This window comes from Dinoroseobacter sp. S375, from assembly GCF_049800775.1.
GTDB lineage: Bacteria > Pseudomonadota > Alphaproteobacteria > Rhodobacterales > Rhodobacteraceae > Dinoroseobacter.
Window position 1 is genome coordinate 508,780 of record NZ_JBNAFR010000002.1, and the last position, 25,233, is coordinate 534,012.

The 25,233-nt window shown below is 65.3% G+C and carries 27 protein-coding genes and 1 other RNA gene; 21 read left to right on the top strand and 7 right to left on the bottom strand.

Annotated elements, in window-relative coordinates:
• Nucleotides 1-64: 64 nt before the first annotated feature.
• The 8 genes from rpoD (at nucleotide 65) to ribD (ending at nucleotide 6,619) form a co-directional block, all read left to right on the top strand.
• Complete coding sequence (rpoD, locus tag ACP150_RS07200) at nucleotides 65-2,059, top strand: RNA polymerase sigma factor RpoD (protein WP_424965891.1); 1,995 nt, start codon at nucleotides 65-67, stop codon at nucleotides 2,057-2,059.
• A gap of 48 nt (nucleotides 2,060-2,107) precedes the next feature.
• The gene (locus ACP150_RS07205; RefSeq protein ID WP_424965893.1) at nucleotides 2,108-2,548 is read left to right on the top strand and encodes a hypothetical protein; all 441 of its coding nucleotides are present in this window, start codon (nucleotides 2,108-2,110) and stop codon (nucleotides 2,546-2,548) included.
• A gap of 295 nt (nucleotides 2,549-2,843) precedes the next feature.
• Nucleotides 2,844-3,332, top strand: a complete 489-nt coding sequence (locus ACP150_RS07210) for a hypothetical protein (RefSeq protein ID WP_424965894.1) — start codon at nucleotides 2,844-2,846, stop codon at nucleotides 3,330-3,332.
• Nucleotides 3,333-3,405: 73 nt separating this feature from the next.
• Complete coding sequence (locus tag ACP150_RS07215) at nucleotides 3,406-3,666, top strand: HlyU family transcriptional regulator (RefSeq protein ID WP_424965895.1); 261 nt, start codon at nucleotides 3,406-3,408, stop codon at nucleotides 3,664-3,666.
• Nucleotides 3,667-3,767: 101 nt separating this feature from the next.
• Complete coding sequence (locus ACP150_RS07220) at nucleotides 3,768-4,370, top strand: VPLPA-CTERM sorting domain-containing protein (RefSeq protein ID WP_424965896.1); 603 nt, start codon at nucleotides 3,768-3,770, stop codon at nucleotides 4,368-4,370.
• A gap of 108 nt (nucleotides 4,371-4,478) precedes the next feature.
• Nucleotides 4,479-4,898, top strand: coding sequence for a secondary thiamine-phosphate synthase enzyme YjbQ (locus ACP150_RS07225; protein WP_424965897.1), 420 nt, complete (start codon nucleotides 4,479-4,481; stop codon nucleotides 4,896-4,898).
• 152 nt (nucleotides 4,899-5,050) lie between these two features.
• Nucleotides 5,051-5,518, top strand: a complete 468-nt coding sequence (nrdR, locus tag ACP150_RS07230) for a transcriptional regulator NrdR (RefSeq protein ID WP_424965898.1) — start codon at nucleotides 5,051-5,053, stop codon at nucleotides 5,516-5,518.
• Nucleotides 5,519-5,521: 3 nt separating this feature from the next.
• Nucleotides 5,522-6,619: a bifunctional diaminohydroxyphosphoribosylaminopyrimidine deaminase/5-amino-6-(5-phosphoribosylamino)uracil reductase RibD gene (ribD, locus tag ACP150_RS07235; protein WP_424965899.1), complete on the top strand. Its 1,098-nt coding sequence runs from the start codon at nucleotides 5,522-5,524 to the stop codon at nucleotides 6,617-6,619.
• Here the strand turns inward: ribD and ACP150_RS07240 are convergent.
• The 3 genes from ACP150_RS07240 to ACP150_RS07250 form a co-directional block, all read right to left on the bottom strand.
• Nucleotides 6,616-8,625, bottom strand: a complete 2,010-nt coding sequence (locus ACP150_RS07240) for a capsular polysaccharide biosynthesis protein (RefSeq protein WP_424965900.1) — start codon at nucleotides 8,623-8,625, stop codon at nucleotides 6,616-6,618. The two genes, ribD and ACP150_RS07240, sit on opposite strands and share 4 nt — an antisense overlap.
• Before the next feature lie 26 nt (nucleotides 8,626-8,651).
• Entirely contained in the window at nucleotides 8,652-9,806 is a 1,155-nt protein-coding gene (locus ACP150_RS07245) for a polysaccharide biosynthesis/export family protein (RefSeq protein ID WP_424965901.1), read from the bottom strand.
• Nucleotides 9,807-9,921: 115 nt separating this feature from the next.
• Nucleotides 9,922-11,289, bottom strand: coding sequence for a capsule biosynthesis protein (locus ACP150_RS07250; protein ID WP_424965902.1), 1,368 nt, complete (start codon nucleotides 11,287-11,289; stop codon nucleotides 9,922-9,924).
• A 108-nt stretch (nucleotides 11,290-11,397) separates the two neighbouring features.
• Here ACP150_RS07250 and ACP150_RS07255 point away from each other — a divergent pair, with 108 nt between their 5' ends.
• The 4 genes from ACP150_RS07255 (at nucleotide 11,398) to nusB (ending at nucleotide 14,243) form a co-directional block, all read left to right on the top strand.
• Entirely contained in the window at nucleotides 11,398-12,000 is a 603-nt protein-coding gene (locus tag ACP150_RS07255; RefSeq protein ID WP_424965903.1) for a riboflavin synthase, read from the top strand.
• A 100-nt stretch (nucleotides 12,001-12,100) separates the two neighbouring features.
• Nucleotides 12,101-13,213 carry a 3,4-dihydroxy-2-butanone-4-phosphate synthase gene (ribB, locus tag ACP150_RS07260; protein ID WP_424965904.1) on the top strand — a complete coding sequence of 371 codons (1,113 nt, stop codon included), beginning with the start codon at nucleotides 12,101-12,103 and terminating at the stop codon, nucleotides 13,211-13,213.
• A 2-nt stretch (nucleotides 13,214-13,215) separates the two neighbouring features.
• A complete protein-coding gene (locus tag ACP150_RS07265) occupies nucleotides 13,216-13,767 on the top strand; it encodes a 6,7-dimethyl-8-ribityllumazine synthase (RefSeq protein WP_424965905.1) in 552 nt (183 codons plus the stop codon).
• Nucleotides 13,764-14,243 carry a transcription antitermination factor NusB gene (nusB, locus tag ACP150_RS07270; RefSeq protein ID WP_424965906.1) on the top strand — a complete coding sequence of 160 codons (480 nt, stop codon included), beginning with the start codon at nucleotides 13,764-13,766 and terminating at the stop codon, nucleotides 14,241-14,243. The genes ACP150_RS07265 and nusB overlap by 4 nt, the downstream gene beginning before the upstream one ends.
• 72 nt (nucleotides 14,244-14,315) lie before the next feature.
• On the opposite strand, the gene ACP150_RS07275 is transcribed toward nusB, so the two are convergent.
• Nucleotides 14,316-15,347: a fatty acid desaturase gene (locus ACP150_RS07275; RefSeq protein ID WP_424965907.1), complete on the bottom strand. Its 1,032-nt coding sequence runs from the start codon at nucleotides 15,345-15,347 to the stop codon at nucleotides 14,316-14,318.
• Between the two features lie 128 nt (nucleotides 15,348-15,475).
• Nucleotides 15,476-16,003, bottom strand: a complete 528-nt coding sequence (locus tag ACP150_RS07280) for an aggregation factor core (protein WP_424965908.1) — start codon at nucleotides 16,001-16,003, stop codon at nucleotides 15,476-15,478.
• A gap of 190 nt (nucleotides 16,004-16,193) precedes the next feature.
• Here ACP150_RS07280 and ACP150_RS07285 point away from each other — a divergent pair, with 190 nt between their 5' ends.
• A complete protein-coding gene (locus tag ACP150_RS07285; RefSeq protein ID WP_424965909.1) occupies nucleotides 16,194-16,541 on the top strand; it encodes a hypothetical protein in 348 nt (115 codons plus the stop codon).
• Between the two features lie 9 nt (nucleotides 16,542-16,550).
• Here the strand turns inward: ACP150_RS07285 and ssrS are convergent.
• A non-coding RNA gene (ssrS, locus tag ACP150_RS07290) (6S RNA) lies at nucleotides 16,551-16,707 on the bottom strand.
• Between the two features lie 87 nt (nucleotides 16,708-16,794).
• Between ssrS and ACP150_RS07295 the strand changes: the two genes are divergently transcribed.
• The 8 genes from ACP150_RS07295 to ACP150_RS07330 all read left to right on the top strand — a co-directional run bounded on the left by ACP150_RS07295 (nucleotide 16,795) and on the right by ACP150_RS07330 (nucleotide 23,811).
• Nucleotides 16,795-17,235 carry an MmcB family DNA repair protein gene (locus tag ACP150_RS07295; RefSeq protein ID WP_424965910.1) on the top strand — a complete coding sequence of 147 codons (441 nt, stop codon included), beginning with the start codon at nucleotides 16,795-16,797 and terminating at the stop codon, nucleotides 17,233-17,235.
• A gap of 69 nt (nucleotides 17,236-17,304) precedes the next feature.
• Entirely contained in the window at nucleotides 17,305-18,072 is a 768-nt protein-coding gene (locus ACP150_RS07300) for an alpha/beta fold hydrolase (RefSeq protein ID WP_424965911.1), read from the top strand.
• A 12-nt stretch (nucleotides 18,073-18,084) separates the two neighbouring features.
• A complete protein-coding gene (locus tag ACP150_RS07305) occupies nucleotides 18,085-19,101 on the top strand; it encodes an ester cyclase (protein ID WP_424965912.1) in 1,017 nt (338 codons plus the stop codon).
• A complete protein-coding gene (locus ACP150_RS07310) occupies nucleotides 19,098-19,760 on the top strand; it encodes a hypothetical protein (protein WP_424965913.1) in 663 nt (220 codons plus the stop codon). Before ACP150_RS07305 ends, ACP150_RS07310 begins: the two co-directional genes overlap by 4 nt.
• Before the next feature lie 69 nt (nucleotides 19,761-19,829).
• Nucleotides 19,830-20,585, top strand: coding sequence for an SDR family NAD(P)-dependent oxidoreductase (locus ACP150_RS07315; protein WP_424965914.1), 756 nt, complete (start codon nucleotides 19,830-19,832; stop codon nucleotides 20,583-20,585).
• Between the two features lie 2 nt (nucleotides 20,586-20,587).
• Nucleotides 20,588-21,619 (top strand): LacI family DNA-binding transcriptional regulator, encoded by a 1,032-nt coding sequence (locus ACP150_RS07320; RefSeq protein WP_424965915.1) that lies wholly within the window; start codon nucleotides 20,588-20,590, stop codon nucleotides 21,617-21,619.
• A complete protein-coding gene (locus ACP150_RS07325; RefSeq protein ID WP_424965916.1) occupies nucleotides 21,606-22,589 on the top strand; it encodes an ester cyclase in 984 nt (327 codons plus the stop codon). The genes ACP150_RS07320 and ACP150_RS07325 overlap by 14 nt, the downstream gene beginning before the upstream one ends.
• Nucleotides 22,590-22,677: 88 nt before the next feature.
• Complete coding sequence (locus ACP150_RS07330; RefSeq protein ID WP_424965917.1) at nucleotides 22,678-23,811, top strand: cobalamin-independent methionine synthase II family protein; 1,134 nt, start codon at nucleotides 22,678-22,680, stop codon at nucleotides 23,809-23,811.
• Nucleotides 23,812-23,903: 92 nt separating this feature from the next.
• Here the strand turns inward: ACP150_RS07330 and phaZ are convergent, their stop codons facing one another.
• Entirely contained in the window at nucleotides 23,904-25,181 is a 1,278-nt protein-coding gene (phaZ, locus tag ACP150_RS07335) for a polyhydroxyalkanoate depolymerase (protein WP_424965918.1), read from the bottom strand.
• Nucleotides 25,182-25,233: the final 52 nt, after the last annotated feature.

The following is a 25,233-nucleotide window of genomic DNA, read 5'->3' on the forward strand; positions in this document are numbered from 1 at the left end:
ATTCGCATACGGGGTGGAACACGACGATGAACCGGCACGCTCCCCTTTAATCAAGGAAACCTGAATGGCCGCCAAAGACACTGACGACCGCAAGACCGACGACCAAGAAGCCGAAGCCATGCTCGACATGAGCCAAGCGGCGGTCAAGAAGATGATCGCCGAGGCGCGTGCGCGCGGCTACATCACCTACGATCAGCTCAACCAGGTCCTTCCCCCGGACCAGGTCAGCTCCGAACAGATCGAAGACGTGATGTCGATGCTGTCCGAGATGGGGATCAACATCATCGAGGAAGACGAGGCCGAAGAGGGCGAGTCGTCCGCCTCCAATTCCACGCAGGTGGTGGAGGCCTCCGGCTCGCGCGAAGTGGCTGTGTCTACCACGTCGTCGGAGGCGTTGGACCGCACCGATGACCCGGTGCGGATGTATCTGCGCGAAATGGGCTCGGTCGAATTGCTGAGCCGCGAGGGCGAGATCGCCATCGCCAAGCGGATCGAAGCCGGGCGCAACACGATGATTGCCGGTCTTTGCGAGAGCCCGCTGACCTTTCAGGCGATCACGATCTGGCGCGACGAACTTCTGTCCGAGGACATCCTGCTGCGCGACGTGATCGACCTCGAGGCGACCATGGGCGGGGCGATGGAAGATGACGAGGAAAGCTCCTCGGTCGTCGAGATGGCCGCGAACAGCCCGACCGCCCCCTCGGAAAAGACCGCCGAGCCCGAGCTCGACGCCGATGGCAACCCAATTGCCAAGACCGAGGACGAGGATGACGAGGACGATCAGGCCAACATGTCGCTGGCCGCGATGGAGGCCGCGCTCAAGCCCAAGGTGCTTGAGACGCTGGACCTGATCGCGCGGGATTACACCCAGCTCAGCGATATGCAGGATCTGCGGATTTCCGCGACCCTGAACGAGGATGAAAGCTTCTCGATCGAGGATGAGGCGAATTACCAGAAACTGCGCGCCGAGATCGTGCTGCTGGTCAATGAGCTGCATCTGCACAACAACCGGATCGAGGCGCTGATCGACCAGCTCTACGGGATCAACCGGCGCATCATGTCCATCGACTCGAACATGGTGAAGCTGGCGGATCAGGCGCGGATCAACCGGCGCGAATTCGTCGAGGCCTATCGCGGTTACGAGCTTGACCCGACCTGGGTCGAGCGGATGTCCGCAAAGCCCGGACGCGGCTGGCAGGCTTTCATCGAGCGTTCCAGCACGAAGATCGAGGAACTGCGCGCCGACATGGCGCAGGTCGGCACCTATGTGGGCGTCGATATCACCGAGTTCCGCCGCATCGTGCAGCAGGTCCAGAAGGGCGAGAAAGAAGCCCGGCAGGCCAAGAAAGAGATGGTCGAGGCCAACCTGCGCCTCGTGATCTCGATCGCCAAGAAATACACCAATCGCGGGCTGCAATTCCTCGACCTGATCCAGGAAGGCAATATCGGCCTGATGAAGGCGGTCGATAAGTTCGAATACCGCCGCGGCTACAAGTTCTCGACCTATGCGACCTGGTGGATCCGGCAGGCGATCACCCGCTCCATCGCGGATCAGGCGCGCACGATCCGGATCCCGGTGCACATGATCGAGACGATCAACAAGCTGGTGCGGACCGGGCGGCAGATGCTGCACGAGATCGGCCGCGAGCCGACACCGGAAGAGTTGGCCGAGAAGCTCCAGATGCCGCTCGAGAAGGTGCGCAAGGTGATGAAGATCGCCAAGGAGCCGATCTCGCTCGAGACGCCGATTGGCGACGAGGAAGACAGCCAGCTGGGCGATTTCATCGAGGACAAGAACGCCGTTCTGCCCCTCGACAGCGCGATCCAGGAGAACCTCAAGGAAACCACGACCCGGGTTCTGGCCTCGCTCACGCCGCGCGAGGAACGCGTGCTGCGCATGCGCTTCGGGATCGGGATGAACACCGACCACACGCTCGAAGAGGTGGGTCAGCAGTTCAGCGTGACCCGCGAGCGGATCCGTCAGATCGAAGCCAAGGCGCTGCGTAAGCTCAAGCACCCGAGCCGCAGCCGCAAGCTGCGCAGTTTCCTGGACCAGTAAGCGCCTCGGGCGTGCCGTCTCGGCGCGCCCGGACCGCCCGTTCCCCGCATGAGCAGCAAGTTTATCATTTTCGTCCTCGGCGTCGCGCTGGTGGTGTTCTGCGCCTATGTCTTCCGCGATCGCATCCCGAGCCCGACTGTCAGCGCCAAGCGACCCTATTCCGCGCCGAATGGCCACAAGGTCGCGCCGCTGGAACAAGGGTCCGAGCAGTTCGAGGTGTGGGACCGCCCCGGCGCCATCGGGCGGGACTATTTCTGTGCCGCTGCGAAATATGCCGAGGCGGTTCTGCGGGCCGAGCCCACGGATCATCTCCGGGTGACCACAGCCTTCGGTCCGAGCCAGGTGCGGGACAATCGCCGCGCCGTGGGCTTCGAGTTGGTCGGCGCCACTGAGCTGGGCGATTCAACAGCGCCCAATAATCGGGCACCGGTCATAGACCAGCCCGGAGAGTCCCGGTCTATCCTCGTATCTCGGCGGTTTTGCGCCTAATCTCACCGTTTGTGTCAGGATTGTTTTGGCTTCTCGCTGGCATCCACCGGTCAGCTGGCTAGGCTCCGTAGGAGAGGCACACTTGGGGGAGTGACCATGACACAATCTGTTCGACTGCTTTGCCTTCTGGGTGCCTGTATGGTTTTAATGGCCGCCGCGGTTGTCTTTCCCTAGACCCGCCACGGGCGACACACGGGACCGTTATTGTGCAGCCGCTCGATCCGGGCGTAGGCTGCTGCGACCCCGACCATCCGCAGTGTCGGCCCTTATCCGCAAATCCACAGGAGCGTGTTTCATGATGTCTCGACCCGGCTTTCATGGGCTCACCCGCATGACCTCCGCCTGTCTGGTGGCCGGTCTCATGATCCTCACGACCGTATCCGCCGAGGCGCGCAGCCTGTCGGAGCGGTATACGCCGACATCTCCCTATCGTGCGCTCAACGAGTTCGGGGTGATCCTCAGCGCCGAGGAGGGCGCCGTGCTTGAGGTTTATGCCAAGCCGAGCGCCTCCGGGATGAAGTATTTCTGCGCGGCAGCGGAATTCGCGCAACGCTTCCTGCGGGCCCAGCCCAGCGACCGGCTTGTCATCACACGCGCCGAGGGGCCCAGCACGACGCGGAATGGGGCCACCAGCGTCTTGTTCGACATCGTCCCGCGCGCCGAGGCGCAGGGCCTGCCATCGGGGGGCGTCACCCTTAGCCCACGGCGCGTGGGCGAGAACAGAAGCGTCAATTCCGGCAAATCCTTTTGCAGGCCCGTGGATCGCCGTCGCGATGACGACTAGATAAGGTGCAGGGCAGGACGCATCGCCGTTGCGCGCCCGCCATGACATGAGGGTCAGATCACAGGGGGGCGCGATGCCATTTCTTTCAAAACTCTTTGGCAAATCCGAGCCCGCCGGGGCCCCATCGGAAACCCATAAGGGCTTCACCATCACGCCGCAAAGCGTGAAGGAGGGTGGGCAATACCGGCTGACGGCGCTGATCGAGAAGGATGGCAAGTCGCACGAGTTGATCCGCGCCGACCATTTCGCCAGCGCGGATGAGGCCAATGCGGCTGCGCTCACCAAGGCCAGGATGCTCATAGACCAGATCGGCGATGGCCTGTTCCGAGGCTGAGGGACGCGCGCGGCTCTTTTGCGACGCAGACCGTAACTGGTTCACAGACCACCGGGCTGCCCCTCGTTACTCTGGGCGCAACCAGAGGATGGGGCCTCATCATGCGTAAATTCGTCGTCTGCCTTTTCACCGCTCTCGGGCTGACCAGCGCGGCCAGCGCGGATACCACTTTGTTCTTCGATGATTTCGAGAGCTCTGCGCAGGGTCTGAATACAACGCCGTCAAACTGGGCCCTGATCAGCGGCACAGTGGATGTGCTCGGCGGCGGGGTTTTCGGGGGCTTTTGCAGCAACGGTACGAATTGCGTTGATCTGGACGGATCCTCGAACGCGGCGGGCGCTATCAACTCGCTGGCGACGTTCGATCTGGACGCGCAGACGACCTACACGCTGTCCTTTGATTATACGAACAATGGCAACGGCACGAACACGCTGAACTGGGGGCTGGCCACGCTCAGCGAGACGCTGGTGGTCACAGGACCGTCGAACCCCTATGCCTCGGCCAGTGCGACCTTCACCGGGCAGAGCACGTTAAACGCCGCGATCATCTTCTCCCATGAGGGGACCGATAATCAGGGGGTGATAATCGACAATGTCCGTCTGACCGCCTCGGTTGCCCCGGTTCCGCTTCCGGCGGCGGGTCTTCTGCTGCTGGGGGGGCTCGGTGGTCTCGTGGTCCTGCGCCGCAAACGGGCGGCGGCCTGATCCAACGGCACTTGTGACCCCTCTTGCGTCCGGCCCGGGGGCCGGGCGCTAAGACATGCGCGCAGTTTCGACTTGCCCTGACAGTGTCGGCGGAGAACACTTCGCCCCATGGCGCATAGGATCTTCACAGTCGCGACACGCGGGCCGGGCCTTACGGAGATGACCCGAGACGTATCCCGCTGGGTCGCGGAACAGGGCCCGGACGAGGCGCTGCTGACCCTGCATATCCAGCATACTTCGGCGTCTCTGCTGATTCAGGAAAACGCGGATCCCGAGGTGCAGACGGACCTGCAGGCCTTCTTTCACCGGCTGGTGCCGCCCACCACCGACCCGACCATGGCCTATCTCACCCATACCTATGAAGGGCCCGATGACATGCCGGGCCATATCAAGGCGGCCTTGCTGCCCACATCGCTCCAGATCCCGGTGATGGCGGGGCGGATGGCGCTGGGCACCTGGCAGGGGATCTATCTGGTGGAACATCGGGATCGCCCCCATGATCGGCGGGTTGTGGCGCTTTTGCGCTGAGCCTTGCCCGGTGAGTGCGGCATTCCGGACTCAGGTTCCGCCCCAAGATAAGCCCTGTCCAATTGCCCTCTACCCAAGCCATAGAGAGCTACCTATAGTGCCTGTGGATAACTGGGGGCCAACCCCAAGAGCAGGAACACGAGGGAGCAACCATGCGCTGCCCATTTTGCGGAAATGTCGATACGCAGGTGAAAGACTCGCGCCCGGCGGAAGACCATGTCGCCATCCGGCGGCGTCGGTTCTGTCCGGCTTGCGGCGGGCGGTTCACCACTTATGAACGGGTGCAGCTCAGGGATCTGATCGTCATCAAATCCTCGGGCAAGCGCGAGGATTTCGACCGCGACAAGCTGGAGCGTTCGATCCGTATCGCGATGCAGAAACGCCCGGTGGAGCCGGACCGTCTGGATCAGATGATCTCGGGGATTGTCCGGCGGCTCGAAAGCATGGGGGAGACGGATATTCCCTCGGCCACGATCGGCGAGATCGTGATGGAGGCGCTGGCCCGGATCGACACGGTCGGCTATGTGCGTTTCGCAAGCGTTTACAAGAACTTCCAGGCGGCGGATGACTTCGACAAGTTCGTCAGCGAACTGCGTCCCCCGACCAGCCCGGACAACTGAGCCATGACCGCAGACCTGCGCTGGATGCAGGTTGCGCTGACCCTCGGACGCCGCGGGATGGGCCGGACCTGGCCCAACCCGGCGGTGGGCTGCGTGATTGTCAGCCCCGAAGGGCGCGTGGTCGGGCGCGGCTGGACCCAACTTGGTGGGCGTCCCCATGCCGAAGTGATGGCCCTGCGGCAGGCCGGGGATGCGGCCCGAGGGGCGACGGCCTATGTCACGCTGGAACCTTGCGCCCATCACGGCAAGACCGGCCCCTGCGCCGAAGCCCTGAGCCGGGCCGGGATCGCCCGGGTCGTCTCCGCCTTGCAAGACCCCGATCCCCGCGTCTCCGGCGGCGGACATGACATCCTGCGCAAGGGGGGGATTGCGGTCACCGAAGGGGTCGGCGCGGATCAGGCCCGGAGCGATCACGAGGGCTTTCTGATCAGGGCGACCCTGGGTCGCCCCATGCTGACACTGAAGCTCGCGCTGACACTGGACGGACGGCTTGCCACCGCGCGCGGGGAAAGCCAGTGGATCACCGGGCCCGAGGCACGCCGTGCGGGGCACGCGATGCGGGCGCGCCATGATGCGGTGCTGATCGGCGCAGGCACGGCCCGGGCGGATGACCCGACGCTGACCGTCCGGGACATGGGGGTTGCGCAGCAACCGGTGCGGATCGTGGCGGCGCGGGGCCTTGATATTCCCTTGCCCTCACGGCTCAGCGAAACGGCCAGCGACGCAGCACCAGTCTGGATCTGCCATGGCGAGGATGCGCCCGCGGCGCGGATTGCCGCGGCAGAGGCGCATGGCCTGACCTGCCTCGAAACGCTGGAGGGCCCGGATGGGCTCGACCCGGAGGGGTTGTTGCAGGTCCTCGGCGCGCAAGGCGTGACCCGCGTCTACTGCGAAGGCGGTGGTGCGCTCGGCGCAGCGCTCATGCGCGCGGGACTGGTGGACCGGCTCGCCGTGTTCCACGCCGGTTGCGCGATCGGTGCGGATGGCCGTGCCGGGCTCGGTCCCATGGGGCTCGACCGGCTGGCGGAGGCGCCGCGTTTCGACAGGGTGCGGAGCGCGGTTCTGGGGGCGGATGTCTTGACGGAATGGCGCCGCCGCTAGCGCCAGAGCCAGCTCTGCGATGCAAGCACCCCTTGCAGTTTGGACAATAGCCGCAGGGGCGGGGCCGGGGTCGGCGGGCCGCTCTCCAACCGGTCGAGGATAACCTCGACAGGGCAGGGCAGGTCCGTCACCGGATCGTGGTAGCGCGGGTAGTCGATCAAGACCGCCTCGACCAGTGCGGCCAGATCCGGACGTGCCGCCCGTCGCGCAAAGGCGGGATGAGGGGGCAAGCTCAGATCCTGAGCCAGATCCCGGGTCAGCCCCCAGCCCGCATAGAATGGCAGTCCGGCACAGGTCACCGGGCGGCCCCGGATCAGTGCTTCGAACCCGAGAAGAGAGGACAGCGTCCAGACCTCATCCGCCGCCATCACACAGGCCACCGGATCCGCCCCGCGCGCGATACTGTCGGCCAGCGGGGTCTCCGTGAGGCCGGGGCGTAGGCCCGCCTCCACATCCGGGTGGGGCTTGTAGAGGATATGTGCGGCGGGATTGGCGGCGCGGGCGGCTGTGAGCAAGGCCTCCATGTCCCGGATCTCGCCCTCGTGGCCGAGCGTGACCGAGGCATCATCCGCAACCTGTCCGATAACGAGAAGTTTCCTCGCGCCGACGGGTGCGGGGTCGGGCGCCCGCCCACCCATATTATACTTCGTCAGCCCGCCCGCGCGCAGCCGCGCAAGCAGCGCGCGACCCCGGGGCGAGGCCCCGCGCGCAGCGGCGCGGGTGATACAATCCTCCAGATCGCTGGGGCCCGACGGATCGTAGTAGATCCCCGTGCCATCGCGCACCAAAGACAGGGGGGGCACGAGCGCTGCGCCCAGCCCTTTGGAGCGCAGGAAGCCGTCCTCCACCCGGTAAAGCGGCGCGCGTCCTTCGGCCATCTCGGGACGTACTGCCTGTGCCCAGCTCAGGATGGGGCGCCCGGTCGCCTGCGCTGCGCGGCCCGGATCGCGCGGGAAACTCAGCCCGCCACTGCCAAAGACCTTGCGGATCGTCGGGCGCTTCCACAGGCGCATGCCATGGGCGACATAGCCCTGGTGATCCTCCCGCCAGGCCCGCGCGCGGCTGGCGAGTTGGGCGATGACCTCTTCGACCTCGCAGAGCCGGTCGCGAAAGGGGTCGTACCAGACCGGGTAGAGCGCGAGGGCGCCGAGGGCCAGCTGCGCCGCGCTCAGCACGCGCTGGCGTCGGGGCAGGGGCGCGCGATCCTCGCTGAGGCCCCATCCGGCATAGAATGGCTGGCCAAAGACATGGGGCCGGTGGCCAGAAAGGATGGCCTCGAACCCAACCTGCGAGCTGACGGTGTAGACCCGCGCAGCACCCGCGAGCAGGGGCCAGATCGCACAAGGGCCGCAGCCATCGGGCCCCAGATGTCCGGGACGGTCCGACCGCGCCGCCGGGTGCCCCTTGATCAGGATTTCGCGCCCGGGGTTCTCGTCGCGCGCGGCCTGCAGCATGGCGTCAAACCGGGCGGCATCTGCGCCGCCATAGCGGATCGACGCGTCATCGCGGAGCTGGTCGACCACCAGCACATAGCCCGGGGCGATTGCGGGGGGCGGGGCCGTGGTGGCGTTGTACTTGCTGAGCCCTGCCTCCTGCAGTGCGACGATCAGGGCTTCTCCGCGGGCTATGTCCTGCAGCGGGTGGGTGGCGAGCAGATCCTCAAGATCGCTGGGACCCGTCGCGTCGTAATAGGGCCGTTGCCGATCGAGGGTGATCCCGTGGCGCGGCCCACCTGCCTTGCCCGGCAGCACTGAACGCAGAAACGCATCCTCGAGATAGAGCGGTTTGGCACCGCTGCGACGGGCGAGGGTCTCGCCCCGGGCCCCAGTGCGCGCAGAGCGCCCCCAGATCGCCACATGCCCGCCGGGCTTGGGCCAGCCCAGACGCGGCTCCAAACCCTTGAGCGCGAGGATCCGGCGCAGGTTTCGGTCGGTCAGGTGACTGAGCGAAGACAGGTAGACCGGGGTTCCGGGACGCAAAAAGGGCGCGCGCGGGTCTCCGCGCACGCCCTCCTGTCTGTCGCTGTCCCGCGTCAGTTGCTTGTCAGCGTTTCGATATTGGCTGCGGGCTGAACCACAGCACCCAGCAGCAGGCTGACAGTCTTGTTCCAACGGGCGATCGGCGCTTCGGTCACGTAGAGCGTGTCGCTGTCCTTCACGAGGAAGTCCTCGGCCACGAAGAGCCCGGTCGGTTGGGTCAGGTCGAGGATGTAGACGACGCGCTGTTCGCCCTGCAACTCGGGGCGACCCAGAACGCGGCGGGCCACTTCCTCGTTTTCATCCCGCAGGATGAATACGCCGGTGGGGTCCGCGAGATTGGGGTCCAGACCACCGACCTGCGCCAGGGCTTCCAGCGCCGTCAGGTCTTGGGAGTCGAAGCGCACCCGTGTCTGGCCGCGCGTCGCACCAAGAGCGATGAAGCTGCGCGGATCCTGCTCGATCACGATGCGGTCGCCGCCCCGCAGGGCGATGTCGAGCTCGGGGTTGCTGTAGAGATCGGTGAGCCAGATCGTGCCCATCTGACCCTGGCGGATCACGCGGACGAGAACCTGCTCGTAATCGGCGAACTCGGCATTCACGCCACCGGCGCGTGCGATCATCGAGGACAGGGTCCGGGTCGGACGCTCAATCGTGTAGACGCCCTGACCGTTGACATTGCCCACCACGGTGACGGTCGCGCCGTCGCCGGCGATGCGGCGCACGCTGACCTGCGGGTCCGGCGTCTGGGTTTCAAGCTGGCGTGTGATGATCCCGCGCAGGGCTTCGGGGGTGTTGCCCGCGGCCATGATCCGGCCCGCATAGGGCACGAAGATGAACCCGGCACTGTCCACCTGGACCTCGTCGATCACCGAGGCGGCGGCCCCGCCGCGGGCCAGAAGACCCTCGACCACGTTTTCCCAGATGGTCAGTCCCAGCGTGTCACCGGGACGGATCGCGTCGGGGCTTACGGTGCCAGCACTCAGGAAGTTGCTCGAAAAGCCGAGCTGGTCCCGGAGCACCGTCTGCTGTGCCACCGCATCATTCACGGGGACGATATAGGCGTCGCCCAACTCCGTGACGGATGCGTCAAACAGTTCGTTTTTGACCGGGCCGCTGCGCGGTAGCCCACAGGCTGCGACCGCTCCAGCGATGACCAGCACCATGCTTGCCCGGCTGATGCGGGCAATGAGACTTGTTCTGCCGAACATGATGTTTCTGCTCCTCGAGACGCATTGCGTACATTTTTCCCAAAACCCTAGGTATCTGGTCTGGCTTTGAAAAGCAGGAACGCCGCCCCTGCGCCAAACAGCAGCAGAACCGTGGTTATTTGACAACGCGTAGGGGGTGGCGACGGCGCGGCGACCCGGTTTCGAGCGCCTCATAGGGGTCTTTGGCCGACAGGATCATATCCGTGACCTGCCGCAGCAGGTGACGCCGACCCTCGGCCGAATAGAACCCCCCGGTCACCTGGCTGCTTTCGAGCAGGAAGTGCCGGAAATCGCGATAGGCGCGCATATCCGGCGGGGACGGGTCGCGGAAAAACGCGGGCAGGGTCTGCGACGAGACAAGCTCCGGCTTGCCGTAAATCGCCTGGCCGAGACATTTCACCGGCAGGCCGCGCCAGAGCGCCTGCTGCGCGGCGGTGGAATTCACCGTCAGGACCGAACGCGCCTGATCGAGGATCCGCGCCAACTTGCCACCCGGTACGTAATGCACCCGGTCCGACACCTTGTAGCGCCGGGCAATGCGCCGGATCTGCGCGCGGATATGGGCGCGGCCATCCTCCAGCGGGTGGGCCTTGAACACGAGGTGATGGTGGCGCGGCGCCGCGCTGGCGAAGGCCGCCATCACCTCGACCAGCACTTCGGTCATCGTGTCGTAGTCACTATGGGCCTGAAAGGCGCTGTCATGGTCGAGCTGCAGCAGGAAGAGGTGATAGGGGTATCCGCCAACCCGCACGCGGCGCGTGGCCAGCCAGCGCTCGACCATGGTGGCAGGAAGCCTCAGCAACAGCTTGAGGTATAACAGAAACTCCCGCCGCACGCTCAGGGCGCGATGGGGCTTGAAAGCGGCGTAATCCGCATTCCGGAACAGCACGTGAAAATGATAGAGCGCGCCATAGAACATGTGCTGGCGCATGTCGCCCCAGCGCGCGGGCGCTGCGGGCAGCTCGGGCATGTGGCCGTTGAGGGTCTGCGTCATCTCGTCGATGCCGAGAGACATCAGCCGCGAATGACCATTCGTGCCATCCCGTTCATAGGTCACCCAGGAGGGCCGGAGATAGCCCTCTTCAAAGACATGGATCCGCAGGCCCCGACGCTCCGCCGCGCGGATCGCGGCCCGGTGGATGCCCCGCACATCGCCGTAAAGCACCAGATCGGTGATCGCGTGTTCGGTCAGGATCCGGGCACAGGCGGCGGGCCAGTCTTCGGGCCGCCCGTCATAGGGCAGATAGCTGCTGCGATCGGTCCAGAACCGGGCATCCCCTGCGTTGAACCCCACGCGCCAGCAGCGCGCGCCCGATTGGGTCAGCAGACTGGCGAGCTGCGCAAAGAACGGGCCATGGGGCCCCTGCAGGAACAGGAAGCGCCGCTGGCTTGGCGATGTGATCTCGGTCGGGTGCACCGGGGATTGTCCGTGACTGCTCTGAGCGTGGTTACCGTATCCAAGAAGGAATAGAATGGTTTCCATTAAGTAAACTACCGCCCGATGCTCTGCCGGTTTGCAGCGAAGTCTTGCCGGGGCTCGCCCGGCCCGCTAGCTGTGCCCTACGCGCAGACCATCGGGAGACTTGGGTTCATGTTCACGGGAATCATCACGGATATCGGCACCATCCGCGCGCTGGAACAGGCGGGCGATCTGCGTGCGCGCATCGGGTGCTCCTACGACCCGGCGGGGATCGATCTGGGCGCGTCGATTGCCTGCAATGGCGTCTGCCTGACGGTGATCGAAACGGGCGCAGATCCCGAGACCGGCCCATGGTTTGATGTGCAGATCAGCGCCGAGAGTGTGGACAAGACCAATATCGGCGACTGGACCCTCGGTCACAGGCTGAACCTGGAACGCGCGCTCAAGGTCGGGGACGAGCTGGGCGGGCATATCGTGTCGGGCCATGTGGACGGGGTCGCCGTGGTCACCCGGATGCGCGACGAGGGCGACAGCACCCGCGTCACTTTCCGTGCGCCCGATGCGCTGGCCAAATTCGTGGCGCCCAAGGGCTCGGTCGCGCTGGATGGCACCTCGCTGACCGTGAACGAGGTCGAGGGCGCGGAGTTCGGGATCAACTTCATCCCGCATACCAAATCCGCCACGACCTGGGGTGATGTCGCCGTCGGCGACCGCATCAATCTCGAGATCGATACCCTCGCGCGCTATGTCGCGCGGCTCAAGGACTGGGGCTGACCCGCGAACCAGAGGCCGCGCGCCCGCCAAGAGACGTCCGGTCGCTCTGGCGCTTCCCGAATGGCTGAGGTATCTGGCGCGCAGCACGATAGGAGCGACGATGGCCGAGACACTTGAGACGGACTTCTCTGACGCGATTTCCAGCGTTGATGAGATCATCGAAGACGCGCGCAATGGCCGGATGTTCATCCTTGTGGACCATGAGGACCGCGAGAATGAAGGGGATCTGGTGATCCCGGCCCAGATGGCGACACCGGATGCGGTCAACTTCATGGCGACCTATGGCCGGGGCCTGATTTGCCTGACCCTGACCGGCGAGCGGATCGACCAGCTGGGTCTGCCGCTGATGGCGTCGCATAACTCTTCGCGCCACGAGACCGCCTTCACCGTCTCGATCGAAGCCCGCGAGGGCGTCTCGACGGGGATCTCGGCGGCTGACCGGGCCTTGACCGTCGCCGTGGCGATCGACGGCTCCAAGGGCGCCTCGGATATCGCAACCCCGGGCCACGTCTTCCCGCTGCGCGCCCGCGATGGCGGTGTGCTCGTGCGTGCGGGCCATACCGAGGCCGCGGTCGATGTGAGCCGTCTGGCCGGTTTGAACCCGTCGGGCGTGATCTGCGAGATCATGAATGATGACGGCTCCATGGCGCGGCTGCCGGATCTTGTGGCCTTCGCCCAGCGGCACAACCTCAAGATCGGGACGATCTCGGACCTGATCGCCTATCGCCGCCGCAACGACAATCTCGTGAAGGTGACCAAGGAAAGCACGCTCACCTCGGAATTTGGCGGCGAGTGGTCGCTGAAGATCTACACCGACGAGACCCAGGGCGCCGAGCATATCGCGCTGATCAAGGGCGATATCACCACGCCGGAGCCGGTGCTGGTGCGGATGCACGCGCTCGACCCGATGCTCGACATCGTGGGCACCGGCGGGGCCGGGCGCGCCGGTGAGTTCGGCGATGCCATGCGCTGTGTCGCCGAAGAGGGGCGCGGTGTCGTGGTCCTGCTGCGTGATACGACCATGAAGCTGGTCGCCGATGAAGAGGTCTCGCCGCAGACCCTGCGCCAATACGGGCTGGGGGCACAGATCCTGTCCTCGCTCGGCCTGTCGGAGCTTATCCTTCTGACCAATTCCCCGTCGCCCAAGGTGATCGGCCTCGAGGCTTATGGCCTCACGATCCTGGGCACCCGCAAAATACCGATGCAGAGATAATCATGGCCCAGACAGACGCTCATACCGAGCTGCCGACGCCGCAGTTTGACAAGCCGGTGAAGCTGCTCATCGTGCAATCGCCCTATTACAAGGAGATCGCCGAGGGGCTTCTGACCGGCGCCAAGGCCGTGCTCGACGCGGCCGGGGCCAGCTATGACGTGGTCCAGATGCCCGGCGCGCTGGAGATCCCGCCCGCGATCCGGATCGCCCATGTGCAGTCGAACTATGATGGCTATGTGGCGCTGGGCTGCGTGATCCGGGGCGAGACCACCCATTACGAGACCGTCTGCAATGACAGCTCGCACGGGCTGATGCTGCTCGGTCTGCAGGGGGCCTGCCTCGGCAATGGTATCCTGACGGTGGAGAATGCGCAGCAAGCCCTCGTGCGCGCCGATCCCGAGGGGCAGAACAAGGGCGGCGGGGCCGCGGCGGCGGCGCTGCATCTGATCGCCCTGTCGCGCTCTTATGCCAGCGAGACCAAGGGCGTCGGCTTCAAGCCCAAATCCGAGACCATTCTGGTGGCGGGCCGTGGCGAAGGAACGACCACCGCATGAGCAAGGTACCGGCCAAACTCGCCGCCAAGCGGCAGGCGAAATCCGCCGCGCGCCTCTACGGTGTGCAGGCCCTGTTCCAGATGGAAGTCTCGGGGCAGATGACCGATGACGTGATCCGCGAGTTCGAAGATCACCGGTTCGGTGCGACCTATGACGAGGTCGAGATGGTCGAGGGCCATGTGGACCTCTTTCGCCGGATCGTGCGCGATGCGGTGAACCTGCAGGCGAAGATCGACCAGATGACCGACCGGGCGCTGGCCTCGGCCTGGCCCATCGACCGGATCGACCCGACCTTGCGCGCGCTCTTTCGCGCGGCGGGGGCCGAGCTGTCGGATGCGGGGACACCGCCCAAGGTGGTGATCACCGAGTATGTGGATGTGGCGCGCGCCTTCTTTCCCGAAGGCAAAGAGCCGCGTTTCGTCAACGCCGTGCTCGACCATATGGCACGCGAAGCGCGCCCCGAAGACTTCGCCTAACGCAAATGGGCCCCGCGTGGGGCCCATGTCGTCGCGGACATCCCTGTCCATCTGTGGCCGCTGATGCGCGGCCTAGAGCGCACGTGCCTGACGGAAGGATACCAGCCGTCGGCTGCCTTCGTCCCACAGATGCAAGCGGGCGCAGGCAAAGCTTTCCCACAGGGTCAGGCGGCTGATCTCCACCAGCGATCCGTGATCCCGCAAGACCTCGGTCAACCGATAGAACGGGATCCGGCTATAGAGGTGGTGCACATGGTGGATCCCGATATTCCCGGTCAGCCAGCGCAGGGGCTTGGGCAGATCGTAATGGGAGCTGCCGGCCAGCGCGGCTTCATGCAGTTGCCAGTCCTCGGCCTCGTCCCAATGGGTCGTTTCGAACTGGTGCTGGACGTAGAAGAGCCAGACGCCCATGGCTGCCGCGGCCGCTCCGGTGGGCACATAGATCGCCAGCACGACCGAGGAGCCGCCGAGATACCAGATCGTCGCGATCAGGCAGGCGAGCGCCAGGTTCGTGCCCATGGCGCTGATCCAGTAGCGCGCACCAGCCCGCATCAGGCCGATGGGCAGGCGGTGCTGGATGAAGAACTGATAGACCGGACCGATCGCGAACAGGGTCAGCGGATGCCGGTAAGCGCGGTAGCGCAGCTTCCCGAGCCAGTCGCGGGCATTGTATTCCGCCACCGTCAGGGTCGTCACATCGCCCAGCCCGCGCGCATCCAGGTTGCCCGAAGAGTTGTGATGGATCGCATGGGTCCGGCGCCAGTAATCATAGGGCGTCAGGGTCAGAACACCGATGCTGCGCCCGAGCCAGTCCGCGACCTTGCGGTTCTGCAGGTAGGATCCATGTCCGCAATCATGCTGGATGATGAACAGCCGGACCAGAAAGATCCCGTTTATCATCGCAATGGCCACCGCGGCGAGCACGCTGCTCTGCAGGGCCCAGACCGCCAGCGCCCACATGCCGAGAAACCCGGCCAGGGTCACAAGGAGCTCAAAGACGCTCCGGGCTGTGTTGGGGGTTCGATACGCGGCCAGAACACGGACCCAGTCCTGTGCGCTACGCTCTACGGGGGCTGGCGATGCCAGTGTTGTCTGAAAGGTCATTGTCCATCCGCATTACCTCGCAGACCCGACCTATAGAAAAACCCTGATTGCGCAAGCAGAATGCACCTTGCCCGCGAAATAGTCGCGCCGGAAACGCGGGCAAGATGGGGTCGTTTCGGGGGCTGTGCTCAGCTCATGCAGCCCGGAACGCGGACCAGCGCGCGGGCGCTGTCATCGAAGGTCCCTTCGAGCACGCCGGCCCCGGATTGTGCCACACGCGCCTTGGCGCCACGGATCTCGGCGCCCGAGACCACGGTGGGACGGCTGCCTGCGCTGTCATCCACATCGACGGTGAAGGCGGCGTGCTGCATCGGCATCATCCGGTCGAAGCGGATGGTGACGCTGCGATCCCCGTCGCGCAACTCGCTGACCCCGGCGATGTCTTCGGCACCCAGAATGACATCAATGGGTTGAAAGACTTCGACCCCGGCGCCGCCTTCGGCCACATCAAAGATCAAAGCCCCGTCCGAGCCTTCGAGATCGACGATCACATCCGTCGGGCCCAGCGGGCATTCGCCGGTATAGACGATCATGAACCGGTCCTTGGGCGCGCCCTCGTCAAAGGCGATCGAGACATCCGCCAGGGCAAGGCTGCCGGACAGGCTGAGCGCGGCGAGGCCGAGGGCGGGGATGCGGGCGGATCGGGGAAAGGGCATACTGTGTCTCCTATGGCTGAGGGACAGCTAGTGCGCGCTCCGGCCGCGTCCATATTGGCGCAAATCCCGCATCCGGGCGGTATTCGGCCCATTTCTTCGGCAGAGGGGCCAATGCGCGCGCGCCCCCGGTCGGTGGCTCTGGCAAAGCGCGTTGGGGATGCTATTTCTAGCAGGGAAAGGGAGTGCCCCAATGCCCGAACTCATTCGTCTTTATATCCGCCAGTGCTTCATCGGCTTTGGCATCGCGATCGCCTTTGTCGGCATGCTCTATGCCTTCGATATCGGCGGGCTCTGGTCGCTGGTGTCCCATTCGGATGAGGCGGTGCTCGTCACCGCGATGCTCGTCATCTCGAATGCGGTGGTCTTCTGCGGGGTGCAGTTTGCCATCGCCATCATGCGCATGGCCGAGCCCGAGGATAAGGACACGCCCCGTGGCGGGACCCGTGCGCGCACGCCGCGCCTGCAGCCCAGCCCGATTCCGGTCGTGCGCCGTCCGCGTAAGCGCGGTCCGGATCTGCAAGAGCGGCATCTGGTCTGACGGGCAAGCGGCGGGACCACCCTGTACCGGGGAGGCGTTGAATTCCCGAGGACCTGTATATACAGGTGGGCGCCAGGTAAGTGGACCACGGTCCAAACAGAGCCAGCTCCCTCGGAGTTGCTTAAGGCCACCGGAATTTGGCCCATGTCGAGTACGGCAGTACCCGCCTTCTTGGGTACATAGGGCCTGCACCTGCCCCGAACAAGCGCGAAACGTCTGGACAGATGTTCATGACTTGTTCATATTTTCTAGTATGCCCAACGACCTCCAGCCCGGCCAGAAACTGGCCCGCGGTGTCAGCCGCCATCTGCGCAGCCTCGATTTCGCCTGTCTCGAGGAATTCGTGCCCGAACGCGGGCTGCGCGTGGATGTCATGGCGCTCGGCCCCAAGGGCGAGCTTTGGGTGGTGGAATGCAAGTCGAGCCGCGCGGATTTTACCTCGGATGCGAAATGGGGCGGCTATCTCGATTGGTGCGACCGCTATTTCTGGGCTGTGGACGGGGCCTTTCCCTGTGATCTCTTGCCCGAGGATACCGGGCTGATTCTGGCCGATGCCTATGACGCCGAGATCCAGCGCATGCCCGCCGAGCACAAGCTGGCCGGGGCGAGGCGCACTGCGTTGACCCGACGGTTCGCGCGCACGGCGGCTCTGCGCCTGCATCTGGCCCGGGACCCGGAACTGGCGCTGGCGTGAGGGTGGTTGCGCGTTGCCGGATCGCTGTCTAACCCTGTGACGAGACCTGTCCAAGGAGCATAGCTGCCCATGTCCGCCCCCAGCCCATCCTATCTCGAGACCTCGCAGGGCCGCCGCCTCGCCTATCATGCCACCGAGGGGCAGGGGCCCATGGTGGTCTTTCTCGGCGGGCTGAAATCCGACATGGACGGCTCCAAGGCGCTCCATCTTGAGGACTGGGCGCAACGGACTGGGCGCGCCTTTCTGCGGTTCGACTATTCCGGCCACGGCCAGAGCAGCGGCGTCTTCGCCGAGGGCTGCATCGGCGAGTGGAGCGAGGACGCCGCTGAAATGCTCGCAGCGCGCACCGAAGGGCCGCTCGTGCTGGTCGGGTCCTCGATGGGCGGCTGGATTTCCTTGCGGATGGCGCGCGCGCTGCCCGAGCGGGTGGTCGGGCTCGTGACCGTCGCCGCCGCGCCGGATTTCACCGAGGATGAATGGTGGGAGGGCATGTCCGAGGCCGAAAAGGCGCAGATGGACCGGGATGGCTTCATTGCCCGGCCGTCGGATTACGAGGACAGCGACTATATCATCACCCGCAAGTTCATCGAGGATGGCCGTCAGAACCTCGTGCTGCGCGACCCGCTGCCCTTGCCGATGGTGACGCGGTTCCTCCATGGGACCGGGGACGAGACCGTGTCCACGCGGCTGGCCCTGCGGCTGCTCGATCATGCGCAGGGGCCTGATATGCGCCTGACCCTCGTGGATGGGGCGGATCACCGGTTTTCCGAAGACCGCTGTCTGGCGCTGATCGCGGACACGGTCGAGGACGTGTTGGCGCAAGCCGCAGCCGCCTGACGGAGGGCAGGCATGCACCAATCCCATGACCCGACCGGGGCCATCGCCGGGCTCCAGCAAGCGCTCTACCATGATCTGGCAGGCGGGGCCGAGGCCGGGCGCGCGGCCTTTGCCGAGGGGGCCGCGATCCGTCTCTGTCACCCGCTGGGGGATCTGACCGGCTGGGATGGGCTCTGGTCCGGGGCGCTCGCCCCGCTGGCCGCGGCCATGCCCGATGCGGAGCGGCGGGACTACATCCGGATCGCCGGAGAGGATCATGACGGGGCCCTCTGGATCGGCAGCGCTGGTCTCTATCTCGGCAGCTTCATCGCGCCCTTCCTCGACATTCCGCCGACCCACCGCGTCGCCCATATGCGCTTCCACGAGTTCTTTCGCGTCGAGGCAGGCCGGATCGTCGAGATGCAGGCGATCTGGGACCTGCCGGAGCTGATGATGCAGGCGGGCGCCTGGCCCATGGCGCCGAGCCTCGGGCGCGACTGGTGCATCCCCGGCCCAGCCGATGGCAGCGGGCAGGGGCCACATGGGGATGAGGGGGCGGCCTCCTGCGCCCATGTGGTGGCCATGCTGGAGGCGATGATCCGGCATCCCGGGCAAGGCGGCCCCGAAGTGATGGAACTCGACCGGTTCTGGCACCCGAAGATGATGTGGTACGGCCCGGCCGGGATCGGCACCGGGCGCGGGACTGTCGGATTTCGCCAACACCACCAGATCCCGTTCCTCAAGGCCATGCCCGATCGCGGTGCCTATCCGGAACGGGTCACGCATCACTTCTTCGGCGAGGGCGCGTTTGTCGGCGTGACCGGTTGGCCCAACATGGCCCAGACGATCACCGGCGATGGCTGGCTTGGGATCGCGCCCGCGGGGCAGGAGGTCACCCTCCGCTCGCTCGATTTCTGGCGGCTCGAGGACGGGCTGATCCGGGAAAACTGGGTGCTGGTCGATCTGCTCGACCTTTACCGCCAGATCGGCGTCGATGTGATGGCGCGGATGCGGGAGCTGCCACCCCGGGGCGGGATCGCCTTGCGATGAGCCGGGATCCGACCCGCATCCCCCGCAAAAAGCCCGGCACCTATGTCGGATTGGAGGATTTGGGTCGCGTGCGCCTCAGCAGATATTTCGCATTTCGCGACTTTCTGGGCTCTGAAATCGGGAATTTCTATCAGATATCGAATATTCCTGACGATCCGGCCCTGGCGATCGCGGCTGGCCGGGCCTTGGCGGTAAATTTGCTGGATCCGCTTGTCGAAACCTTCGGGCCGATCGATATCCGCTCGGCCTATCGCGCGCCGGAGCTGAACCATTTCGGGGCCAGCTCGGTGCGCCCGCAGAAATGCGCGGCCAACCCGAAGAACTACGCGGGCCATATCTGGGACCGGCGGGATGCCAAGGGGCGGATGGGGGCCTGCACCAGCCTCTCGATCCCGTGGTTCGCGCGGCGCTATGCCGAGGGGCGCGATTGGCGCGATCTGGCCTGGTGGCTCTGGGATCACCTGGATTTCCACGAGGTGTACTTCTTTCCCAAGACGGCGGCCTTCAACCTGACCTGGCGCGAGGCACCGCGCAAACGGATCCTGTCCTATATCCGCCCCAAGGGGCTGCTGGCCTCGGCCCGGCATCCGCCACCCCCGGACCGGGCCGAACGCTACGGGGATTTTCCGCCGTTTCGCGCCATAAAATATCCGGACTGAGCCTCGACAGGGTACAGATGGCAGGCTAGCACTTGGGCTTGCATAGGATTGCAAGAACGCAGAGCCCCGATGACCCTTCCCCGTACTCCTTCCTTTCGTCTCGATGGCCGCCGGGCCCTCGTCACCGGTGCCTCGCGCGGGATCGGACTGGGCTGCGCCGTGGCGCTGGCCGAGGCCGGGGCCCATGTGGTGCTTGCCGCGCGCGGTGCCGAGACACTCAATGACGTGGTGGCCGAGATGCAGGCCGAAGGCTGGTCGGTTGAGGCCAAGGCGCTGGACGTCACCGATCTGGCGGCGCAGAGCGCGTTCTTTGACGCGCAGGCGCCCTTTGATTGCCTCGTGAATTCGGCAGGGCTGGCGCGCCATTCGGCGGCGCTCGACACGGATCCGGCGGATTTCGACGCGGTGATGTCCGTGAACCTGCGCGCGGCCTATTTCCTTGCGACCAATGCGGCCCGGGACATGCCCGAGGGCGGCAGCATCGTGCAGATCAGCAGTCAGATGGGCCATGTGGGCGGGCTCGACCGGGCGGTCTATTGTGCCTCCAAGCACGGGGTCGAGGGGATGACCAAGGCCATGGCGCAGGAGTTCGGACCGCGCGGCATCCGCGTCAACACGCTCTGCCCGACCTTCATCCGCACCCCCCTGACGGAGCCGACCTTTGCCGACCCGGAGAAACGCGCCTGGATCATGAGCAAGATCAAGCTGCCCCGGGTGGCCCAGGTCGAGGATATCATGGGCGCGGTCGTGTTCCTCTGCGCGCCGGCCAGCGCCATGGTGACGGGCACCGGCCTCTTGGTCGATGGCGGCTGGACCAGCGGCTGACCATGGCCCGCGACAGGATCACCTCGACCGATGTGGCGCGCGCGGCGGGCGTCAGCCAGTCGGCGGTGAGCCGGGTCTTCACGCCGGGGGCCTCGGTCTCGCCCAAGACGGCGCGCAAGGTGCGGGATGCGGCGGATCAACTGGGCTACCGGCCCAACGTCCTCGCGCGGTCGCTGATCACCGGGCGGTCCAAGATCATCGGCCTCGTGGTCGCCTATCTCGACAACCAGTTCTATCCCGATGCTCTGGAGCGTCTGTCCACCGCCCTGCAGGACAAGGGCTATCACATCCTGATCTTCATGGCCTCGGGCACCGGCGCGCAGGTGGACAAGGTGATTGGCGAGCTGCTGGATTATCAGGTGGACGGGATCATCACCGCCTCGGTGGGCATGTCCGACGAGATCACCGCGCGCTGCGAGGCGGCGGGGATTCCGGTCGTGCTGTTCAATCGCGGGCAGGATGATCCGCGCCTGTCCTCTGTCACCTCGGACAATTTCAACGGCGCGCGCGAAGTGGCGCGCTTTCTGGTGGCGGGGGGGCATGGGCGGATTGCCCATATCACCGGCTGGACCGGCTCCAGCACGGGTCGGGACCGCGAGACGGGCTTCCTCGCGGGGCTGGCGGATCTGGGCCGCGCGCCCTGTGCCGTGCTCGACGGCCACTACCGACGCCATGAGGCTGCGGAGGCCGCCAAAGCTCTGTTCGCGACGGACGATCCGCCGGATGCGATCTTTGTCGGCAATGACCATATGGCGTTTTCCGTGCTCGACGCGTTGCGGGGGCCGCTCGGCCTGCGCGTCCCCGAGGATGTCTCGGTCGTGGGATATGATGACGTCCCGCTTGCGGAATGGGGCGCTTATCAGCTGACCACTTGGCGGCAACCCTCGAACCGCATGGTATCGGAGGCGGTGGAGCTGATGCTCGGCCTGATCGAAGACCCGGACCGCCCGCCCGAGAAGAAAGAAATCACCGGGAGGCTCGTTCTGCGCGCCTCCGCACGCGTGCCGGAAGGATGGCCAGATGCAGGGCTTTGACCCCAAGTTTCAGGATTTCCCCGACTATATCATCGGGATCACCAAGGAGATCTGGGAGGATCGCGGGATCGCGACCCTCCACCAATACTATGCGCCGGATATCGTCGTGCGCTCGCCGACCTCGGTGGTGATCGGGAATGAGGGGGTGATCGCGGCGACGATGGCGACCCTGGCGGAGTTCCCCGATCGCACGCTGCTGGGCGAAGACGTCATCTGGTCCGGGACACCGGAGACCGGGATGCTCAGCTCGCACCGGTTGCTGAGCACCGCGACCCATCTGGGCGACGGGGCGTATGGGGCGGCCACGGGCAAGCGGCTGACCTATCGGATCATGGCCGATTGCCATGCGCGCGAGAACCGGATCGATGATGAATGGCTGATCCGCGATCAGGGCGCCATCGTGCGGCAGATGGGCTGGGATCCCAAAGCCTTTGCCGCGGATCAGATCGCCCGTGAGGGCGGGCCAGAGCTCTGTCCGCGTCCGCTCAGCCCGGCAGTGGATCGACCGGGGCCCTATAAGGGGCGCGGCAATGCCAGTCGTTGGGGCGACCGGGCTGCCGAGATCCTGACCCGGATCATGGGGGCGGATATGGCCGTCATCCCCGAGACCTATGACCGGGCCTGTCAGGTCGAGTACCCGGGCGGGCTGACCGGGCATTCCCACGAGGCGGTGGACCGGTTCTGGATGCAGTTGCGCGCGGCTTTTCCCTCGGCGACGTTCCAGATCGATCACCTGATCGGTCGCGACGACCCGTTGATGCCGCCCCGCGCGGCCCTGCGCTGGTCGCTCCACGGGCGGCACGATGGCTGGGGGGCCTTTGGGGCGCCGACCGGGGCCGAGGTCTATATCCTGGGGATCACCCATTTGGAATTCGGCAGCCTTGGCGCCGCCGAACCCAAGGTCCGGCGCGACTATACGATCTATGACGAGACAGCGATCTGGAAACAGATCCTGCTGGCGACGGGCTAGGGGCCCGCGCCCACGCCCCCCGGGGCGACCGACGACCACGCCGCGCCGATCGGGGCGGCGGAGACGATCCGAGTGAGGAGGAACATCGGTGGCTATCAGAACAACCCATGTGGGCAGCCTGCCCCGCAGCCAGGAGGTGGTGGATTTCATCTTCGCCCGCGAGCAGGAGGCAGCCTATGACGCCGACGCCTTTGCGGCGGCCATGACCAAGGGCAGTGCCGAGACGGTGGCCAAGCAGGTTGCGGCGGGGATCGACATCGTGAGCGATGGCGAGACCTCGAAGATCAGCTATGCCACCTATGTGAAGGACCGCTACACGGGCTTTGCCGGGGACAGCAAACGCAACGCGCCTGCGGATCTGAAGATGTTTCCGGCCTTTCTGGAACGGCTGAAGGATGATGGCGGGACCCCGACCTATGCGCGGCCCATGTGCGTGGGCGAGGTACGCTCCAAGGGGCAGGGCGAGCTGGAGATCGACATTGCCAACCTCAAGGCGGCCATGGCGGCGGAGGGCGCCTCGGAGGGATTCATGAACGCGGCCTCGCCGGGGGTGATCTCGCTCTTTCTGCAAAACGACTTCTATCCGACGCGCGAGGCCTATCTCGCGGCGCTGGCCGATGCGATGGCCGAGGAGTACCGCACGATTGTCGATGCCGGACTCTACCTGCAGCTCGACTGCCCGGATCTGGCCCTGTCGCGGCACATGCTCTTCACTGATCTGTCCGATGACGAATTCCTCAAGATCGCGGCCAGCCATGTGGAGGCGCTGAACCATGCGCTGTCGGGGATCGATCCGTCGCGGGTGCGGGTCCATATCTGCTGGGGCAATTACGAGGGTCCCCATGTCTGCGACATCGATATGGACAAGGTATTCAGCACGCTGATGGGGGTGGGGGCACAACAAATCTTGTTTGAAACCTCCAACCCGCGGCATGCCCATGAATGGACCGTGTTCCGCGACCGCAAGGCAGAGATCCCCGAGGACAAGATCCTGGTGCCGGGCGTGGTGGACAGCACCACGAACTTCGTTGAACACCCCGAACTGGTGGCGCAGCGGATCGAGACCTTTGCCGGGATCGTCGGGGCGGAGCGGGTCATCGCGGGATCCGATTGCGGTTTCGGGACCTTTGCCGGGTTCGGCGCTGTGGACCCGGATATCGCCTATGCCAAGCTTGCCGCCTTGTCGGAAGGTGCGCGGCGCGCGTCGGATCGCCTGGGGTGAAGCGTTACATTCGCTTCTGTCTTCAGTCGCCTGAGTTAAAATGAAAAATGCCGCCCAAAGGGGCGGCATTTTGCGTCATTATTTGGGGGCGCTCAGTTGGCGGCCGTGCCCGCATTGGTGTTGGCCGCCTTCGGCTCGAGATCGCTATTGGCGTCGATGAACTCCAGCACCAGCGGCCGGATGTTATTGCGCCAAGAGCGGCCCGCGAAGATGCCATAATGGCCTGCGCCCGGCTCCAGATGGCTTGCCTTTTTCGATTGCGGCAGGCCGGTGCAGAGGTCGAGTGCCGCGACGCATTGGCCCGGGGCCGAGATGTCGTCATCCATGCCTTCGACCGTCTTCACGGCCACGGTGGTGATCTTGCCCAGATCCACCTGCACGCCGTTCACGGTGAAGACATTCTTGGCAATCTCGCGGTTCTTGAAGACCCGCTCCACCGTCGAGAGGTAGAATTCCGCCGTCATGTCCATGACCGCCAGATACTCGTCATAGAAGCGGTTATGGGCGTCGTGATCCGTGGCCTCGCCCTTGGCAACGCGGACCACCTGATCCGTGAAGGCCTTGGAGTGCCGCTCGGCATTCATCGACATGAAGGACGCCAGCTGCAGCAGGCCGGGATAGACCAGCCGGCCCACCCCCGCGTATTTGAAGCCGACCCGCTGGATCATCGTCTGTTCCAGCTGGCCCATGGTCACCCGGTTGCCGAAATCGGTCACCTCGGTCGGGGTGGCGTCCGGGTCGATGGGACCGCCGATCAGGGTCAGGGAGCGGGGCTGAGCATCCGGCTCCTCGCCTGCCAGGTATGCAGTCGCTGCAAGGGTCAGCGGGGCAGGCTGACAGACGGCGATGACATGGGTGTCGGGGCCCATCTCCTTGAGGAAGTCCACGAGGTAGAGGGTGTAATCCTCCACATCGAACTTGCCCTCGGAGACCGGGATGTCCCGGGCGTTGTGCCAGTCTGTGATATAGACTTCGCAATCGGGCAGCAGGCTCAGCACGGTGGAGCGCAGCAGGGTCGCGTAATGCCCGGACATGGGCGCCACGAGCAGCACCTTGCGGCGCTTCTTCGGACGGCCCAACACATTGAAACGAATGAGATCTCCGAAGGGCCGCGGCACCACGATCTCGGTCTCGACCAGGTGGTCGCGGCCGTCCTCGGCCACCACGGACCGGATGCCCCAGTCGGGCTTCGCGACCATGCGCGCGAAGGTCCGTTCGGTCACTTCGCCCCAGCCGGCCATCACCTTGAAGAACGGGTTCGGGATCATGCCCGTGGCCGGGTAGGAGGCCATTGCACGAGCGGTCGCCCCCAGCCACTCATTCGTATTTCGCGCACTTTCCATCAGATCGTATGTCACGAGGTACTTCACGACGTCTCCTTCACTCCCGGTTGCCCGGATCAATTCGTCGCTTTGCCCCCCC

Coding starts and splice junctions, on each gene's coding strand:
- rpoD (WP_424965891.1), top strand. CDS start 65: ATGGCCGCCAAAGACACTGACGACCGCAAGACCGACGACCAAGAAGCC.
- ACP150_RS07205 (WP_424965893.1), top strand. CDS start 2,108: ATGAGCAGCAAGTTTATCATTTTCGTCCTCGGCGTCGCGCTGGTGGTG.
- ACP150_RS07210 (WP_424965894.1), top strand. CDS start 2,844: ATGATGTCTCGACCCGGCTTTCATGGGCTCACCCGCATGACCTCCGCC.
- ACP150_RS07215 (WP_424965895.1), top strand. CDS start 3,406: ATGCCATTTCTTTCAAAACTCTTTGGCAAATCCGAGCCCGCCGGGGCC.
- ACP150_RS07220 (WP_424965896.1), top strand. CDS start 3,768: ATGCGTAAATTCGTCGTCTGCCTTTTCACCGCTCTCGGGCTGACCAGC.
- ACP150_RS07225 (WP_424965897.1), top strand. CDS start 4,479: ATGGCGCATAGGATCTTCACAGTCGCGACACGCGGGCCGGGCCTTACG.
- nrdR (WP_424965898.1), top strand. CDS start 5,051: ATGCGCTGCCCATTTTGCGGAAATGTCGATACGCAGGTGAAAGACTCG.
- ribD (WP_424965899.1), top strand. CDS start 5,522: ATGACCGCAGACCTGCGCTGGATGCAGGTTGCGCTGACCCTCGGACGC.
- ACP150_RS07245 (WP_424965901.1), bottom strand. CDS start 9,806: ATGTTCGGCAGAACAAGTCTCATTGCCCGCATCAGCCGGGCAAGCATG.
- ACP150_RS07250 (WP_424965902.1), bottom strand. CDS start 11,289: ATGGAAACCATTCTATTCCTTCTTGGATACGGTAACCACGCTCAGAGC.
- ACP150_RS07255 (WP_424965903.1), top strand. CDS start 11,398: ATGTTCACGGGAATCATCACGGATATCGGCACCATCCGCGCGCTGGAA.
- ribB (WP_424965904.1), top strand. CDS start 12,101: ATGGCCGAGACACTTGAGACGGACTTCTCTGACGCGATTTCCAGCGTT.
- ACP150_RS07265 (WP_424965905.1), top strand. CDS start 13,216: ATGGCCCAGACAGACGCTCATACCGAGCTGCCGACGCCGCAGTTTGAC.
- nusB (WP_424965906.1), top strand. CDS start 13,764: ATGAGCAAGGTACCGGCCAAACTCGCCGCCAAGCGGCAGGCGAAATCC.
- ACP150_RS07275 (WP_424965907.1), bottom strand. CDS start 15,347: ATGACCTTTCAGACAACACTGGCATCGCCAGCCCCCGTAGAGCGTAGC.
- ACP150_RS07280 (WP_424965908.1), bottom strand. CDS start 16,003: ATGCCCTTTCCCCGATCCGCCCGCATCCCCGCCCTCGGCCTCGCCGCG.
- ACP150_RS07285 (WP_424965909.1), top strand. CDS start 16,194: ATGCCCGAACTCATTCGTCTTTATATCCGCCAGTGCTTCATCGGCTTT.
- ACP150_RS07295 (WP_424965910.1), top strand. CDS start 16,795: ATGCCCAACGACCTCCAGCCCGGCCAGAAACTGGCCCGCGGTGTCAGC.
- ACP150_RS07300 (WP_424965911.1), top strand. CDS start 17,305: ATGTCCGCCCCCAGCCCATCCTATCTCGAGACCTCGCAGGGCCGCCGC.
- ACP150_RS07305 (WP_424965912.1), top strand. CDS start 18,085: ATGCACCAATCCCATGACCCGACCGGGGCCATCGCCGGGCTCCAGCAA.
- ACP150_RS07310 (WP_424965913.1), top strand. CDS start 19,098: ATGAGCCGGGATCCGACCCGCATCCCCCGCAAAAAGCCCGGCACCTAT.
- ACP150_RS07315 (WP_424965914.1), top strand. CDS start 19,830: ATGACCCTTCCCCGTACTCCTTCCTTTCGTCTCGATGGCCGCCGGGCC.
- ACP150_RS07320 (WP_424965915.1), top strand. CDS start 20,588: ATGGCCCGCGACAGGATCACCTCGACCGATGTGGCGCGCGCGGCGGGC.
- ACP150_RS07325 (WP_424965916.1), top strand. CDS start 21,606: ATGCAGGGCTTTGACCCCAAGTTTCAGGATTTCCCCGACTATATCATC.